The sequence below is a fragment of the Glutamicibacter protophormiae genome (genome assembly GCF_016894325.1).
Lineage (GTDB): Bacteria > Actinomycetota > Actinomycetes > Actinomycetales > Micrococcaceae > Glutamicibacter > Glutamicibacter protophormiae.
In genome coordinates this window covers 3,613,598-3,629,256 of sequence record NZ_CP069806.1, presented here as the reverse complement: position 1 = coordinate 3,629,256, position 15,659 = coordinate 3,613,598, and the positions used below count along the sequence as shown (strand labels likewise).

At 67.2% G+C, this 15,659-nt stretch carries 16 protein-coding genes; 7 read left to right on the top strand and 9 right to left on the bottom strand.

Annotated elements, in window-relative coordinates:
• Positions 1-76: 76 nt before the first annotated feature.
• From JQN66_RS16925 to arsB, 3 genes are read right to left on the bottom strand one after another with little or no spacing between them, the layout of a single operon-like run.
• Entirely contained in the window at positions 77-1,501 is a 1,425-nt protein-coding gene (locus tag JQN66_RS16925) for an FAD-dependent oxidoreductase (RefSeq protein ID WP_204676053.1), read from the bottom strand.
• Between the two features lie 8 nt (positions 1,502-1,509).
• Entirely contained in the window at positions 1,510-1,917 is a 408-nt protein-coding gene (locus JQN66_RS16920) for an arsenate reductase ArsC (protein WP_047120465.1), read from the bottom strand.
• A gap of 3 nt (positions 1,918-1,920) precedes the next feature.
• Positions 1,921-2,916 carry an ACR3 family arsenite efflux transporter gene (gene arsB, locus JQN66_RS16915; protein WP_204677677.1) on the bottom strand — a complete coding sequence of 332 codons (996 nt, stop codon included), beginning with the start codon at positions 2,914-2,916 and terminating at the stop codon, positions 1,921-1,923.
• Positions 2,917-3,104: 188 nt separating this feature from the next.
• Here arsB and JQN66_RS16910 point away from each other — a divergent pair, with 188 nt between their 5' ends.
• A complete protein-coding gene (locus JQN66_RS16910) occupies positions 3,105-3,455 on the top strand; it encodes an ArsR/SmtB family transcription factor (protein ID WP_204676052.1) in 351 nt (116 codons plus the stop codon).
• A gap of 2 nt (positions 3,456-3,457) precedes the next feature.
• Complete coding sequence (locus JQN66_RS16905; protein ID WP_420870938.1) at positions 3,458-3,991, top strand: GNAT family N-acetyltransferase; 534 nt, start codon at positions 3,458-3,460, stop codon at positions 3,989-3,991.
• Here the strand turns inward: JQN66_RS16905 and JQN66_RS16900 are convergent.
• Entirely contained in the window at positions 3,988-4,575 is a 588-nt protein-coding gene (locus tag JQN66_RS16900; RefSeq protein ID WP_204676051.1) for a TetR/AcrR family transcriptional regulator, read from the bottom strand. The genes JQN66_RS16905 and JQN66_RS16900 overlap by 4 nt on opposite strands.
• A gap of 227 nt (positions 4,576-4,802) precedes the next feature.
• Between JQN66_RS16900 and JQN66_RS16895 the strand changes: the two genes are divergently transcribed.
• Entirely contained in the window at positions 4,803-5,783 is a 981-nt protein-coding gene (locus JQN66_RS16895) for an alpha/beta fold hydrolase (protein WP_204676050.1), read from the top strand.
• A gap of 76 nt (positions 5,784-5,859) precedes the next feature.
• The gene (locus JQN66_RS16890; RefSeq protein WP_204676049.1) at positions 5,860-6,975 is read left to right on the top strand and encodes a PrpF domain-containing protein; all 1,116 of its coding nucleotides are present in this window, start codon (positions 5,860-5,862) and stop codon (positions 6,973-6,975) included.
• A gap of 40 nt (positions 6,976-7,015) precedes the next feature.
• Here JQN66_RS16890 and JQN66_RS16885 read toward each other — a convergent pair whose 3' ends face one another.
• From JQN66_RS16885 to JQN66_RS16870, 4 genes are all read right to left on the bottom strand, one after another.
• Entirely contained in the window at positions 7,016-8,275 is a 1,260-nt protein-coding gene (locus JQN66_RS16885; protein ID WP_204676048.1) for an NADH:flavin oxidoreductase, read from the bottom strand.
• Positions 8,276-8,394: 119 nt separating this feature from the next.
• Entirely contained in the window at positions 8,395-8,673 is a 279-nt protein-coding gene (locus tag JQN66_RS16880) for a hypothetical protein (RefSeq protein WP_204676047.1), read from the bottom strand.
• Positions 8,674-8,755: 82 nt separating this feature from the next.
• The gene (locus JQN66_RS16875; protein WP_204676046.1) at positions 8,756-9,949 is read right to left on the bottom strand and encodes a 3-ketosteroid-9-alpha-monooxygenase, oxygenase component; all 1,194 of its coding nucleotides are present in this window, start codon (positions 9,947-9,949) and stop codon (positions 8,756-8,758) included.
• Between the two features lie 131 nt (positions 9,950-10,080).
• Positions 10,081-10,836, bottom strand: coding sequence for an SDR family NAD(P)-dependent oxidoreductase (locus tag JQN66_RS16870; RefSeq protein WP_204676045.1), 756 nt, complete (start codon positions 10,834-10,836; stop codon positions 10,081-10,083).
• A 289-nt stretch (positions 10,837-11,125) separates the two neighbouring features.
• Here JQN66_RS16870 and JQN66_RS18545 point away from each other — a divergent pair, with 289 nt between their 5' ends.
• The 3 genes from JQN66_RS18545 (at position 11,126) to JQN66_RS16860 (ending at position 14,281) form a co-directional block, all read left to right on the top strand.
• Positions 11,126-11,917, top strand: coding sequence for an MFS transporter (locus JQN66_RS18545; RefSeq protein ID WP_239464071.1), 792 nt, complete (start codon positions 11,126-11,128; stop codon positions 11,915-11,917).
• Positions 11,851-12,594: an MFS transporter gene (locus tag JQN66_RS18540; RefSeq protein ID WP_239464070.1), complete on the top strand. Its 744-nt coding sequence runs from the start codon at positions 11,851-11,853 to the stop codon at positions 12,592-12,594. Before JQN66_RS18545 ends, JQN66_RS18540 begins: the two co-directional genes overlap by 67 nt.
• 223 nt (positions 12,595-12,817) lie before the next feature.
• Positions 12,818-14,281, top strand: a complete 1,464-nt coding sequence (locus JQN66_RS16860) for an MFS transporter (RefSeq protein WP_204676044.1) — start codon at positions 12,818-12,820, stop codon at positions 14,279-14,281.
• 88 nt (positions 14,282-14,369) lie between these two features.
• On the opposite strand, the gene JQN66_RS16855 is transcribed toward JQN66_RS16860, so the two are convergent.
• Complete coding sequence (locus JQN66_RS16855; RefSeq protein ID WP_204676043.1) at positions 14,370-15,554, bottom strand: thiolase family protein; 1,185 nt, start codon at positions 15,552-15,554, stop codon at positions 14,370-14,372.
• Positions 15,555-15,659: the final 105 nt, after the last annotated feature.

Below are 15,659 nucleotides of genomic sequence, written 5' to 3'. Positions count from 1 at the left end.
AGTCGGGCAAGCCGCGGTCCGGCTGTGCAAGCAATGCCGGCCGATGGTTCATCCAGCGGAGCTTCGGAGAGCGGACCTATTTCACCAGGCCCTTGTTTCCATGGAGGGTGCCGGTCGGGAAACCCAAGGTGACCGGTTGCGGCGTCGCGCAGCAGGATTCGGGCTCCGGCTGGCCAGTTTCACAGCCCGAGGCGTCCTGGGCCGGGGCATCGCAGGATCCGCCGAGATCCGTGGAGCAGACCCCGGTCTCCGGCAAGGAGAGCTGGACGCTCGCGGCGGCCTGCAGGTCGCCGGCCAGATGGGCGGCGATGGACCGGATTTGTTCGTAGCCGGTGGCCATCAGGAAGGTCGGGGCGCGGCCGTAGCTCTTCATTCCGGCAATGTAGAAGTTCGGCTCCGGGTGGGACAGCACGCGCTCCCCGTGCGCGCTGACGGTGCCGCAGCTGTGGAACTCCGGATCGATCAGCGGCCCGAGTTCGCGCGGGGCTTCCACCGCGGGGTCCATCTCCAGGCGCAGCTCGGAGAGGATCGACAGATCCGGGCGGAAGCCGGTGGCCGGAACGATGTAGTCCACGTGCAGTTCCCGCCCGTCGGCCCCTACGACCAGGGTGCGCTCGCCGTTTTCCAGGCGCACGATGGAGAGGTTTTCAATGAGGTCGACCTGCCCGGTATCGACCAGGCGGCGCAGGCTGGTGCCCAGCTGCCCGCGGGCCGGGAGCTGGTCCGCCGCGCCTCCGCCGTAGAGCTTGACCGGGTTGGCGGTTCCGCGCAGTCCCCACAGGATCTTCGTGTCCGCCTGGGCGCTCTTCAGCCGGCCCAAGGAAATCAGGGTGTTCGCCGCCGAATGCCCGGCGCCGAGCACCAGCAGCGTTTTGCCTGCGAAGGCGTCCCGGTCCGCGCCCAGCGGATCGGGCAGCGGCGAGGTGATGGCGCCGCGGGCGCGGGCTTCTGCCTCGCCCGGGGCTTCGAGCCCCGCGCGTCCGACGGGATTGGGGGTATTCCAGGTGCCGGAGGTGTCGATCACCGCACGGGCGGTGACGTCACGGATGCCTTCGGGGGACTGGGTGCGGACAAGGAACAGCGCCTGGTCGCGACCTGCCGTGCGGGTCTTGTCCAGGCCGATCCCGTCGTCTAAGACGCGCGAAACGCCGATGACGCGGTGCAGGTAGCGGATCGAGGGTGCCAGGGCGGGGTGCGCGGCCAGCGGCAACAGATAGTGCTCCACCAGTTCGCCGCCGGTGGGCAGGGAGGTTTCCCGCGGCATGTCCCAGTCGCCCAGGCAGCGTCCCGCCGGTGTTTCCAGCAGCCGCCGGGCGGCCGCGTCGACATTGAATTTCCACGGGGAGAACAGCTTGATGTGCGCCCATTCATGCATGGACGCCCCGGCAGCTTCGCCTGCTTCGAGGACCAGGAACTGCTCTCCGCGCTCGCTGAGGTGTGCGGCGGCGGCCAGTCCGATGGGACCTGCGCCAATGATCACGATGGGATGGCTGTTGTTCACGGGGGTTCCTAACGCTGTGGGAGAAGTTCGCTGATGAGATGTTCGATGCGGGTGCGGATCTCGTCGCGGATCTTGCGCACCGGCTCGATGCCCTGGCCTGCTGGATCATCCAGCGTCCAGTCCTCGTAGCGTTTGCCGGGGAAGATGGGGCAGGTGTCCCCGCAGCCCATGGTGATGACGACGTCGGAGGCCTGCACGGCCGCCGTGGTGAGGATCTTCGGAGTTTGGGAGGAAAGGTCGATGCCCTCTTCCTGCATGGCCTGGACGGCGGCCGGGTTCACCTGGTCGGCCGGGGCCGAACCTGCCGAGCGGACTTCGATCCGGCCTTCGGCCAGGTGCTGCAGGTAGGCGGCGGCCATTTGGGAGCGTCCCGCGTTGTGGACGCAGACGAACAGCACCGAGGGCTTGGTATTCATGGGTCAGCCTTTCAGCTCTTGTGCCGGTGCGGGGAAGTACTTGCGCGAGAAGAGCGCCACGTAGACCAGCGCCACGAGGATCGGCACCTCGATCAGCGGGCCGACCACCCCGGCCAGGGCCTGGCCGCTGGTGGCGCCGAAGGTGGCGATGGCGACCGCAATGGCCAGCTCGAAGTTGTTGCCGGCGGCGGTGAAGGCCAGGGTGGTGGTGCGCTCGTAGCCCAGCTTCAGGGCGCGCCCGATCAGCATCCCGGCGCCGAACACCACAACGAAGTAGATCAGCAGCGGCAGGGCCATGCGGGCCACGTCCCAGGGGTTGCTGATGATCGCATCCCCCTGCAGGGCGAAGAGCAGCACGATGGTGAACAGCAGCCCGTACAGCGCCCACGGGCCGATCTTGGGAAGGAAGACGCCCTCGTACCAGTCGCGGCCCTTGGCCCTTTCGCCCACGGTGCGGGTGAGGAATCCGGCCAGCAGCGGGATGCCCAGGAACACCAGGACCGAGAGAGTGATCGCCCCGACGGAGAACTCCGCGCTGGTGGTCGGCAGGCCCAGCCAGGCGGGGAGGACCTGCAGGTAGAACCAGCCCAGGACGCCGAAGGCCACCACCTGGAAGATCGCGTTGACCGCAACGAGCACGGCGGCGGCCTCGCGGTCGCCGCAGGCCAGGTCATTCCAGATCATCACCATGGCGATGCAGCGGGCCAGCCCCACGATGATCAGTCCCGTGCGGTATTCGGGCAGGTCGGGGAGGAACAGCCAGGCCAGCAGGAACATGAAGGCCGGGGCCAGCAGCCAGTTGAGCACCAGCGAGGTGATCATCAGCTTCTTGTCGGCCAGCACGCGCCCGGTTTCGTTGTAGCGGACCTTGGCGAGGACCGGGTACATCATGACCAGCAGTCCCAGCGCGATGGGCAGCGAGACGCCGGCGACCTGGACGGAATCCACGATCTGGCCGAGCTGCGGGACCAGCCGGCCCAGGCCGAGGCCCAGGGCCATGGCCAGCAGGATCCAGACCGCCAGGTAGCGGTCCAGGGTGGAGAGCTTCCCCGGAGCCCGGCGCGCAGCGGGAGTTGTCGTTGGTGGCACGAAGCATCCTTAGGTAATATTGATGTTCATCGATATAGGTTTCCGGTTCGAGTATGATGACTTATATCGAAGAATGTCAATTTAGGTAGGTGCTCCAAATGACGGCAACCCCGGTGGCGGACGACGCCGCGAGCGCGGCCTGCTGTTCCGCCTGTGCCGCGCCGGCGCTGGCCGAAGCCGGGGCACGCGAGGCCGCGCGGCTGCTGAAGGCAATTGCCGACCCGAACCGACTGCGGCTGCTGTCCATCGTCAAGCACGGGCCCGCGGACGGCACCTGCGTGTGCGATCTGACCGAACCGCTGCAGCTGGGCCAGCCCACGGTCTCGCACCACCTGAAGATCCTGGTGGATTCCGGGCTGCTCGCCCGCGAGAAGCGCGGGACCTGGGCCTATTACACCCTGGTTCCGGGGTCGCTGGACAAGGCCGCCGCGCTGATCTCGGAGCTTTGAGCGTGAAGCCGCCCGCCGGTGTTCAGCTGCGCCCGATGGCCGCTGGGCAGTGGCCGGAGGTGGAACGCATCTACCGCCAGGGCGTCGCCGGCGGGCTGGCCACCTTCGAGAGCACCGTCCCTTCCTGGGAGGACTTCTCGGCGCGAAAAATTGCACAGCTGGGCTTGGTCGCGGTCGACCGGGACAGCGCCGTGATCGGGTGGATTGCCGCGTCGCCGGTGTCCGCACGCTGGGCCTATCGCGGCGTGATCGAGCATTCGGTATACGTCGACGCCGCGCAGGCGGGCCGGGGCGTGGGCACCGCCCTGCTCGGAGCGCTGGGCGCCCGGGCCCGGGCGCGGGGTTATTGGACGATCCAGTGCGCCATCTTCGCGGAGAACCACGCGAGCAGGGCGCTGCACCGCAAGGCGGGATTCCGCGAAGTGGGCTACCGGGAGCGCATTGCCCAAGCGCCGGCAGGCCCCCTGGCGGGCCAGTGGATCGACACGGTCCTGTACGAGCTGCGCATGGAGCCGGGCGCAGCAGCGGAAACCTAGGCCACGATTCCGTCGAGGAACAGCGCGCTGCAGTCCTTGGTCAGCTGGTCCAGCGTGTACTTCTTGGACGGTGAGAACCAGCGGGCGGTCAGCCACAGGGCGTCGCGGATCAGGCGGTGCACCACGTGGGCATCCAGGTCCTTCTTGAACACGCCGGAGGCGATGCCCTGCTCGATGACTTCCACCCAGAGCTTGGCGATGTCGCTGCTGATGGCGCGCGCACCGGTGGACTTGGGCAGCTTCTGGATGTACGCGACCTCGTTCTGGTAGATCTGCGTGGCGTACGGGAAGTCGCGGATAATTTCCAGGGTGATGCGGATCAGCTGGTTCAGCGCCTCACGCGGTTCGGTGCCCGAATCGGTGACGCTGCGGTAGCGGCCCTGCAGCTCCTCGAGGAACTCGGTCAGGATCTCCTCGACCATTTCGTCCTTGGAAGCGAAGTGGTGGTAGAGGCTGCCCGAAAGCATGCCCACCGAGGCGGAGATTTCGCGCACCGAGGTGCCGCCGATGCCCTGCTCGGCGAAGAGCCGGGCAGCGTTGTCGAGGATGACAGTCCGTCGGGCCGGGGCGGTCTTTTCAGCCATATGTCGCTCTTTCGCAGAAGGTGCAGGTGCAGGAGGTTCCGGGTATTCACCGCGCGCCGGGCGCTGCGGAGTCGAATTCCATCCTAACAACTAACCAAGCGCTCGTTATTGGCGCGGGGCGCGTCCCGGCCATCGGGATGCACCGCTCGGCCCGCCATGGCGCCGGGATGTAATGGTGGGCGGCGCGAAGTAACCGCCGTCGATTTCTTTCCCCGAAGGAGCAGCCCATGAGGAACTGGACCCACCACTACGCCCGGATCAACGGCATCCAGATGCACTACGTGGAAGAAGGCCAGGGCCCGCTGGTGCTGCTGCTGCACGGTTTCCCGCACACCTGGTTCAGCTGGCGCCACCAGATCACCGCGCTCGCCGAGGCCGGCTACCGCGTGGTGGCACCGGACCTGCGCGGCATGGGGCAGACCGAAGCGCCCGAGGAGCTTGCGGCCTACCGGGCCGATGTCATCACCGCGGACCTGGTGGGCCTGCTGGACCACCTGGGCGAGGAGCAGGCGGTGGTCTCCGGCATCGACTACGGCATGTTCGCCGCCTACGACCTGGCCGCCGAACACCCCGAACGGGTGCGCGCGCTGATCGGCCTGCAATACGCCGGCCTGCCGCACTACGACGCGCTGCCATCGCAGACCGAGATCGAGCGCGGCAAGGAAGCATTCAACCACATGGCCTATTACCATGTGGATCCCCAGGGCGCCCGGGCGGACTACGACGCGCACCCCCGCGAGATCATCGCCAAGATTTTCCACGTGCTGTCCACCGACGGAGACTTCGCCGCGGTGTACGCCAACCCTGCGGGCACACCCTACCGCCAGGCGCTGCCGCAGCCGCCGGCCCTGCCCTGGTCCTGGCTGGGCGAATGGGAGCTGGAAGCCTATGTCAGCGACTTCGCCCGCAGCGGTTTCGGCGGCGGCATCAACTGGTACCGGGTGGCGGATTTGAACTGGGAGTACCGCAACGACCGCGCCGCCGGGAAGAGCACGGTTCCGTACTACTTCCTGGGCTCGGAAACCGACCTGCAGCTGGCCGAACAGTACGGCGAGGGCATCCAGGCGCAGCTCGACGCGCAGCACGGGGACGTGCGCTCGGTGGCCACCGTGCCCGGCGGCGGCTACCTGATCGCCATGGAGCGCGCTGCGGAGGTCACCGAGAACTTCCTTGCATTCCTCCACGATATGGACCGCGTGAGCGTCTAACGCTGCGCCGCACCTAGAATTGCCGCAGGGCAGGGACCGCGACGCGGCCCGCGAAGACGGCAAAGATGGAGTTCGTGTGCAGTGGATCGAGGCCGCATTCGTCCGCGGCGGAACGAGCAAGGGCCTGTTTTTCGCCCAGGACTGGCTTCCCGAAGGTCGCGCGGCCCGGGATCGGGTTTTCGCCGAAGCACTGGGCTCACCGGACCGCTTTGGGCGCCAGCTGGATGGGATGGGAGGCGGCAGCTCTTCGCTGTCCAAGGTCATGGTGGTCTCCCGCTCGCAGCGCGAAGGCGTGGACCTGGACTACACCTTCGGCCAGGTCGCGGTGGATACCGGGGTGACCGACTACGCCGGGAACTGCGGCAACCTGTCCTCCGGGGTGGTGCCCTTCGCCCTGGAAGCCGGGCTGCTCCGGGTCCCGGATGGGCGGCAGGCCTTCACGCTGTTCAACACGAATACCTCGAAAATCGTTCAGGTGAGCCTGCAGGTAGTTCAAGGGCGCGCCGCCGTGGAGGGCGACCTGTCGCTGCCCGGGGTACACGGCGCCGCCGCACCCATTGAACTGAGCTACCCCGACCCGGCCGGAAGCCGCAGCGCCGGCCTGCTGCCCACCGGCAACCCGGTGGACGTGCTGCCGGTCGATGGGCAGGAGTATCCGGTGAGCCTGGTGGACGCCGCGCTGCCGACGGTGGTCATCGAGGCCGCGCGGCTGGGTCTGGAAGGCACCGAAAGCCCGGAGCAGATCGATGCGAACAGGCCGGTGATGGCGCTGCTGGAAAAGATCCGCCGGGCCGGGGCGGTGGCCATGGGGCTGTGCACGGCTCCCGAGGACGCGGCGCAGGTCATGCCCAAGATCGTGCTCGCCGCGGCGCCGGCTCCCGCGACGCTGCTGGACGGCTCGCTGAGCCCGGCCGGGGACTGCGACCTGCTGGTCCGGGTGATCTCCATGGGGCAGACACACAAGGCGGTTCCGGGCACCGGGGCCATGTGCCTGGCGGCCGCCGCGCAGATTCCCGGAAGCATCGCCGCGACGCTGGCCGGGCGGAGGAACAGCGACGTGATCAGGCTGGGCACCCCCTCGGGCGCGGTGTCCGCCGCCGCCCACTTCGACGCCGCCGACGCGCTGGTGCACACCTCGCTGCTGCGCACCGCAAGGATCTTGATGAAGGGCTTCGTGCAGCTGCCGCGGTAGCCATGCCGCGGCGGCTGCACGGTGCTTGTGGAGCGGACGGCTACCCGACGCTGCTCAACGGCAGCAGCCGCGCGCGGTCCACCGCGTACGGGGAGTCGTGAGCCGGCGCTCCGCCATGGTGGTCATTGGGCTCCATCACGCAGTGGGTGCGCCCGTAGACGGTGTACATGCACTTGTTGCAGTGGATGCAGCGGCTGGTCACCGTGGAATCCTCGCGGATGCGGTTGGCCAGGTCCGGCTCGCGCAGCAGCCCGCGGCCCATGGCCACGAAGTCGAAGCCCTCGCGCATGCCGGTGTCGATGTGCCCGCGGTTGGTGATGCCACCGAGCAGGATCAGCTTGGTGTGCTTCATGACCGGAACGAACTGCCGGGCCGCGTCAAGCATGTACAGGTCCTTGTACGGGAAGCTGCCCAGGGCGAGCTTGCCGAACAACCGCACGCCGGTCTTCATCGGCTCCTTCACCACGGCGGCGAAGTCGGACACCGGAACATCGCCGCGGAACAGGTACATCTGGCGGATGATCGAGGACCCCTGGGTCAGCTCGATGGCATCCAGGTTCCGGTCCTCGTCCAGCAGCTGCGCGGTGCGGATCGAATCATTGAGCCAGATGCTGCCGGGCAGCCCGTCGTCCATGCTGATCTTCGCGATGACCGCGATCTTGTCCCCGACTTCCTCGCGCACGCGCTGCGCGATCTCGCGCACGAAGCGCGAACGGTTCTCGATGCTGCCGCCGTAGTCGTCCTTGCGGCGGTTCAGCAGCGGGGAGAGGAAGGAGCTGGGCAGGTAGTTGTGCCCGAAGTGCAGCTCCACGGCGTCGAAGCCGGCCTGCACCGCGATCCGGGCCGCCGCCCCGAACTGCTCGATGACCATGGTGATTTCCTCGCGCCGGATGGCGCGGCAGTACTCCATGGAGGAGGGGTTCACGAACTTGCTCGGCCCCATCGAGGTCACGCCGGTGATCTTCTTGGAGGCGACCATGCCCGCGTGGCCCAACTGCGCGCTGATCGCCCCGCCCTCGGCGTGGATCGCGTCGGTCAGCCGCCGCAGGCCGGGCAGCGCCTGCTCGCTCATCAGGATCTGGCCCGGCGCGGAAGCGCCTTCCGGGGAGACGCAGCAGTAGGCCACGGTGGTCATCCCCGCGCCGCCGCGGATGAAGCCAAGGTGGAAATCTATCAGGTCGTCGGTGACCAGGCCCTTGGGGGAGCGGCCCTCGGAAGTGGCGGCCTTGATGATGCGGTTGCGCAGCGTCACCGGGCCCAGGGTGGTCGGGGCGAACGGATCGGGAATGGTGGTGGTCATGCTCTTCCTTTCCACGGCGCGAGGCCGGGCAATGGGATAGGGAATAACAAACAGGGCAAGGGGCCCCCACCATGGTGTGGACCGTGGTGGGAGCCCCTTGCCGGGTGCGCCGAGTCTTCCTAGAAGGCGTCCTCGACGAGCGCGTCGCCGATGACCGGCTCAACGCGGGACTTGATTTCCAGCCTTCCGTCGCGCACCGCGTCGTCGATGCTCTGGCTCAATGACGAGCAGCTCAGCGCGGTAGTGCCGCACACGCTGTCCCGGGCATCGGCCGTGGCTTCGGCGAAGCGGGGGCACGAGGTCGCCGCATAACTGACCCACTGCACACTGGTGTGCGGGATGCTGTATTTCTCCACCAGGACGGCGGTCCCGCACTGCTGGCAATCGATCTGTTTCATGAGGTGCTCCTCGCTGGCCCGTGTCCGGGCCGATAGTACTTTCCCCGCAACGATGCGCCGGGTGCGTGAATTTCGGTAGAGGCTAGGCCTTGGCCTTGGCCTTGGTTGGATCCTGTTCCGGAACGACGCCCTTGGCCACGTTCTCCGCGACCTCGACCTTCCAGGTTTCCAGTGCCTTGGTGGTGTCCACCTCGAACTCGAAGCGGGCGACCATGTCCTCGGTGATGTCCTCGACGTCAACGAAGAACTGCTCGTACCAGCGGCGCAGCTGGTAGACCGGGCCGTCTTCTGCGGTCAGCAGCGGGTTCTCGATGCGGGTCTTATGCTTCCAGATCTCCACGTCCTGCTTGAACTGGGTCTCCACGCCTTCGGTGAACATGTCGGCCATGGCGTCGGCCTGCTCCTGGGTGACGCCGTCGATGGTGTGCACCGAGGTGCCGAACATCAGCACGAACGAGTCCTGCGAGATCGGGTAGTGGCAGTTGACCAGCTTGGTTTCCACGGTGGTGTCGCCGGCAACGGTGTACACGGTGTCCAGCATGAACGACGGGCCGTAGTAGGCGGCGTCGGAGATGGTCTCCGAATCCGGCATGTCCAGCTGCACGCCGGTGTGGATGTCGTCGCGGCCGGTCGAACGCATGTGCTGCGCGGCGACGTGGCCCTCGAAGATGTTCTTGAAGTACTGCGGCATCTGGTAGTGCACGTAGAAGAAGTGCGCCATGTCCACCACGTTGTCCACGATCTCGCGGCAGTTCGAGCCCTCGACCAGGAAGGTGTTCCAGGACCAGTCGCTCCACTCGTCGGTGCCGAAGCCCGGAATCTCCGGGATGGTCACGTCAGCCGGGGGAGGGTTGCCCTGCGGGTCGTTCCAGACGAACAGCAGGCCGTTGACCTCCATGGTTTCCCAGGCGGCGGTGCGGGCGCGCAGCGGCACGCGCTGTGCGTACGGCACGTCCTTGCACTTGCCGTCGCCGCCCCAGCGCCAGTCGTGGAACGGGCAGGAGATCTCGTCGCCCTTGATTTCGCCCTTGGACAGGTCGCCACCCATGTGGCGGCAGTAGGCGTCCAGCACGTTGAGCTTGCCCTTGGTGTCGGCCCAGATGACGACCTTGGTGCCGAAGACCTTGATGGTGTGCGGCTTGCCGTCGCGGAAGTCCTTGGAGCGGCCCAGGCAGTGCCAGCCGCGGGCGAAGCGGGTCGGGTTGCTGCCCGCATCGATGAGGCGGACTTCGTCGAACTGCTCGGAATCGGTGATTTCGGTCATGTCAATGGACATGGCTTCTCCTTTTCGTTGGTGTGGTGCCGGCGACCCGTGAGGTGCCGCCGAAGGGTAGCTGCGCACCGATGGCAGGGCCATCATCGGTGAAGGCCTGTTGGTGCAGCGAGCTGGGGGTTCTGCAGGTTTGCTCAGCGCATGAGCACTTGTCCGCCATCCACCGGCAGGGAATGCCCGGTGATGTAGCGGGAGTTTTCCGAGCAGAGGAACACGACCGCCGGGCCGATGTCCTTCTCGGTATCGCCCATGCGCCCCAGCGGAATCGTGGCGATGTACTCGCGGGCTTCCTCCGGGTTGATGCGCTCCCAATGCTCAAGGGAAGGCGAGGTGGCCAGCGGAAGAATTGCGTTGACCCGGATGCCGTCGTTAGCCCATTCGCAGGCTGCCGTGCGAGTGAGCACCCGGATCGCTTCCTTGGCGGCCGCGTAGCCGCCGTAGCCGGTCGGGTTCCAGCGCACGCCGGCGGCGGAACCCAAGTTGACGATGCTGCCCTGGCCCTGCAGGTGCGGGTGGCAGGCGCGCATCAGGCGCCAGGTGGCCAGCGGACCGGATTCCATGCCGCGCAGGTAGTCCTGCTCCGGCAGGTCCAGCAGCTCCCCGTGCACCGAGGTCTGGGCGTTGTTGACCAGGATGGACAGTCCGCCGAAATGCTCCACCACGTCCTGGACCAGCTGCTCGATCTGTTCCGGGTCGATGACATCGCAGGTGAATGCCTGGGCGTCGCCGCCCTCGCTGCGGATTTCCGCGGCCACGTTCTGAACCTTCTGCGCGGTGCGTCCGGCGAGCGCCACGCGGGCGCCCTCGAATGCCAATGCGCGAGCGATGCCGCGGCCAATGCCCTGGCCCGCTCCGGTGATCAAGGCCACCCGGCCGTCGAGTACACCCATGCCTGCTCCTTTTCGTTGCCAACACTTCCGCACTCAGTGTGCCAAGCGAATGTGACCGGGATCTCCTCATATCCCACTGTCTGGGACTTTGCGCGGAGCGGTTTTCTGATCCGCAACATACTGATTTCACGCTCGGGGATCAGGGCCTGCGGCCCGCGCCTCCCGCACACGTTTGAATGCCGCGCGCACGTTGCCTTCCGAGGCCCTGCGCGAACCGGGGAGAAAGCCCCGGGGCACCACCGATACACCACGGGCGTACATCACTCACACGCGCAGAAGAGGAAGCGCCATGACCACGTCCAGGCGGCAAGCCATCAAGAAAGAGGCCAAATTCCCTGGCTACGCGAAAATCGTCAGCGTCCTGCTGGTCGCCGAATTCGTCGGAACCTTTGAATCCGCGATGATCTTCATCGCCCTGCCCAGCATGATGCATGAATTCAACGTCGATGCGGCCGCCGTGGGCTGGGCCACCACGGCATTCCTGCTGGTGGCCGCCGCCTCCGCGGCGGTCTGCGGACGTCTGGGCGACATGTACGGGCGCAAGAAGCTGCTGGCGATCGTGCTGGCCATCTCCGTGGTCGGTTCCATCATCAGCTTCACCTTCGGCACCCTGGGCGGGGTCATCCTGGGCCGTGCGCTGCAGGGCGTGGCCGGGGCCACCTTGCCGCTGTGCCTGGGGCTGGCCCGCCAGGAACTGCCCCAGCAGAAGTTGCCCAACGTGATCGCGCTGATCGCCGGATCCTCCTTCCTGGCCGGCGCCGGCGGCAACCTGATTGCCGGCGTGCTGCTGCAGCTGGGCAACTGGAAGGCGCTGTTCATCGTCTCCGGAATCATGGGCGCCATTGCCGCGCTGATGGTGGTCTTCTTGCTCAAGGCTTCCCCGACCCCGCGCGGCGAGGCCCGCGGCATCGACTACGTCGGCGGGCTGCTGTTCGCCCCGGCCGTCGCACTGGTCCTCTACGGCCTGACCAACGCCGGCGCCTGGGGCTGCTGGACGGAAAGACCCTGGCTTTCGTGCTCGGCGGCCTGGCCGTCGCGGCCATCTGGGTCTGGTGGGAGCTGCGTGTTGAGAACCCGATGATCAACCTGCGCCTGATGAAGACCAACAAGATGGCGCTGACCCAGCTGTGCACCGCGGTGCTGGGCATCGGCCCGCTGGTGGCCGTGGGCATCCTGACCCCGCTGATCCTGCTGGCGCCCGCCACGGATCCCGCCGGCCTGGGCGTCTCCCCGGCCGTCGGCGGACTGGTCATCTTCAGCGCCGCGACCCTGAGCTTCGTCGGCTCGCCGTTCAGCGGCAAGGTCGCCGCCGCGGTGGGCGCCCGCCGTGCGCTGCTGATCGGCATCGTGATCAGCTTCATCGGCTACTCGTTGATGTTCTGGGCGGACAACACCTTGCCGACCTTCATCATCAACACCTACGTGATCGCCATCGGCGTCATGTTCTCCTACACCGCGTTCCCGAACCTGGTCGCCGAATCCGTGCCGCTGGAGAACACCAGCGAAGGCATGGGCATCAATACGGTCACCCGCACCATCTTCATGGCCGTGGGCACCACGGTGCTGACCATGGCGCTGGCCTCCTCGACCGTGGAGGGGACCATGGTCTCCACCGAGGCCGGGTTCAACACCGCCTACCTCATCATCTCCGCGAGCTGCGTGGTCGCATTCTTCCTGGCGCTGCGCATCAAGGACGCGCCGCGCACCGAAGCGGCCGACCCGCAGGACGCCGCGGAAGCCCAGGTGGCGGGCGCCTAGTACCCGCAACCCTTTCCCGGGGCCCGGCATCTGCCTGCCCCGTCGCAGACCACCCGCCCCGGTCCGCTCGAAGCATCGAGCCGACCGGGGCGGGGACCCGTCCGCCGGTGGCGCATCACAAAATCTCGCGCGCCGTTCCGGACTTTCTTTCAGTACGCATTACCCAGCGCCCGGTTCCCGGGCGCTGTCCTACCCATGCACTGACAACAGCAAAGGAAACACGATGGCGTCGTTTCTAGACAAGCAAAACCCCGGGGCCACCCGGGCCAGCTATGCAAAGATCATCACCGTGCTGATCGCCACCGAGCTGGTGGGCACCTTTGAATCCGCGATGATCTTCATCGCGCTGCCCAGCCTCATGGCTGAATTCCAAACCGATGCGGCCACCGCCGGCTGGGCCGCCACCTCCTTCCTGCTCGTCGCCGCGGCCTCCGCCGCGATCTGCGGCCGGCTGGGAGACATCTACGGACGCAAGAAGATGCTGGTGATCGTCCTGTTCATCTCGGTGGTCGGCTCGATCATCAGCTTCACCTCCGGCTCCATCGAAGGGGTCATCATCGGCCGCGCCTTCCAGGGCGCCGCCGGTGCGACGCTGCCGCTGGGCCTGGGCATCGCCCGCGCGGGCATCGAGAAGGACAAGGTTCCCGGCGCCATCGCACTGGTCGCCGCGGTGTCCTTCATCGCCGGCGCCGGCGGCAGCCTGGTGGCGGGCGTGCTGCTGGACCTGGGCAACTGGCAGGGGCTGTTCATGGTCTCCGGCATCCTGGGCCTGGTTGCGGCCGTCATGGCCATGACCATGCTGGACCGCTCCACCGGGTTGAGCGCCGAACGCAAGAAGGTCGACTACATCGGCGGCCTGCTCTTCGCACCGGCCGTCGCCATGGTGCTTTACGGCGTCTCGAACTCCACCGCCTGGGGCATCACCGATGCCCGCACCCTGCAGTTCGTGCTCGGCGGCCTGGCCGTCGCGGCCCTGTGGATCTGGTGGGAGCTTCGTGTTGAGAACCCGATGATCAACCTGCGCCTGCTGAAGACCAACAAGATGGCGCTGACCCAGCTGGCCACCGCGATCCTGAGCGTCGGCCCGCTGGTCGCCGCGCAGATCATCGGCCCGATGATCATGCTCTCCCCGGCCGGCCCCGGGGTGGGCCTGGGCCTGTCGCCGACGATGGGCGGACTGGTCATCTTCGGCGCCGCATCGGTGGCGTTCATCTGCTCGCCGATCAGCGGAAAGATCGCCGCGAAGGTGGGTGCGCGCCGTTCGCTGCTGATCGGCGTGGTCGTCTGCCTGATCGGCTATGGTGCGCTGTTCTGGGCGCAGTACAACGTGCTGTCCTACATCATCGCGATCAACGTGGTGTTCATCGGCACCATGTTCGCCTACACCGCGTTCCCGAACCTGGTCGCCGAGTCGGTGCCGGTGGAGAACACCAGCGAGGGCATGGGCATCAACACGGTCACCCGCACCATCTTCATGGGCGTGGGCACCACCGTGACCACCATGGCGCTGGCTTCCTCCACCGTGGAGGGCACCGGGGTGCCGAGCGAGTCCGCCTACACCCTGACCTACGTGATCATCCTGGCTACCAGCCTGGTCGGCTTCCTGGTGTCCTGGTTGATCCGCGACAAGAAGAACGCGCAGGCCGCCGCCGGTGACGAGGATCTGGTCGGAGCCGTCGAAGGCTAAGCACCACAGCACCTGAAGGCAAGAAGCCGGGGAGGGAACCATCATTCGGTTCCCTCCCCGGCTTCTCTTTTCGCGGTGCGGCGGTCTCTCAGGCGCCGCTGCGCTTGATCAGCGCGGCCAGCGCCTGCCCGCCGCCGATGCACATGGTGACCACCGCATAGGTCAGGTCGCGGCGCACCAGGTCCTTGGCCGCACGCAGCGTGAGGATGGCTCCGGTCACGCCGATCGGGTGGCCCAGGGCGATGGCCCCGCCGTAGGGGTTCACGCGCGACGGATCCAGCTTGGCGTCCCGGATCACTGCCAACGCCTGCGCGGCGAAGGCCTCGTTGACTTCGAAGGTGTCGATGTCCTGCGGAGACAGGCCGGTTTCGGAGAACAGCTTGTGCAGGGCCAAGGTCGGGGCATAGCCCATGTAGGCCGGGTCGAGTGCGGCGGTGGTGACATGTTCAATGGTGGCCAGCGAACGCAGGCCGTGTTCCTGCGCGGTGGACTGCTTGGCCAGCAGCACCGCGGCGGCGCCGTCGTTGATGCCCGAGGCGTTGCCAGCGGTCACGCTGCCGTCCTTCCGGAAGGCGGGCTTGAGCAGCGACAGGCTTTCCGCCGTGGTGTCCGGGCGCGGATGCTCGTCGAGGCTGACGGTCACCGGCTTGCGCCCGCCCGTGGTGACCTCCGTGATTTCCTCGGCGAACGCGGCTAGGGCTTCGCTGGTGCCCGAGCGGCGCTGGCTTTCGGCGGCGAACTCGTCCTGCTGCTCGCGGCTGATGCCGTACTTGTCCGCCACGTTCTCCGCGGTGACACCCATGTGCTGCCCGGAGAACGGGTCGGTGAGCATGGCCACGGTGCCGTCCAGCACCGTGCGGTTGCCCAGCCGCGAGTTGCCGCGGGCGTCATAGTCCAGAAACGGCATGCGGGACATGGACTCGGCCCCGCCGGCGAGGATGAACTGCGAGCCGCCCCAGGCCAGCTGCTGGGCTCCGGACCAGATGGCCTGCAGCCCGCTGCCGCACAGCCGGTTGACGGTGAAGGCAGGCGTGGAGTCGGGCAGTCCGGCGCCGAGGGCCACGCGTCGGGCCAGGTAGGCGTCGGGTCCGACCTGGCCCACGCAGCCCATGACGACCTCGTCGACCTGCTCCGCGGAGACCCCGCTGCGGGACAGCGCCTCGCGGGCTGCAACTTGGCCCAGCTCATGGGCCGGAACCGAATTGAGGCTTCCGCCGTAGCGGCCTACGGGCGTGCGTGCGCCATCGAGAATGGCGATCTTTTCTGCAGACAAATCGGCTTCCTTAGCTCAGGGTTTACTGGGGGCAGGCCCGCGGCGTGCCTCTTGCCTGTCACGTTACAAAAAAGTCCTAGTGGCAGGCGTGAGATGATCCCGTTC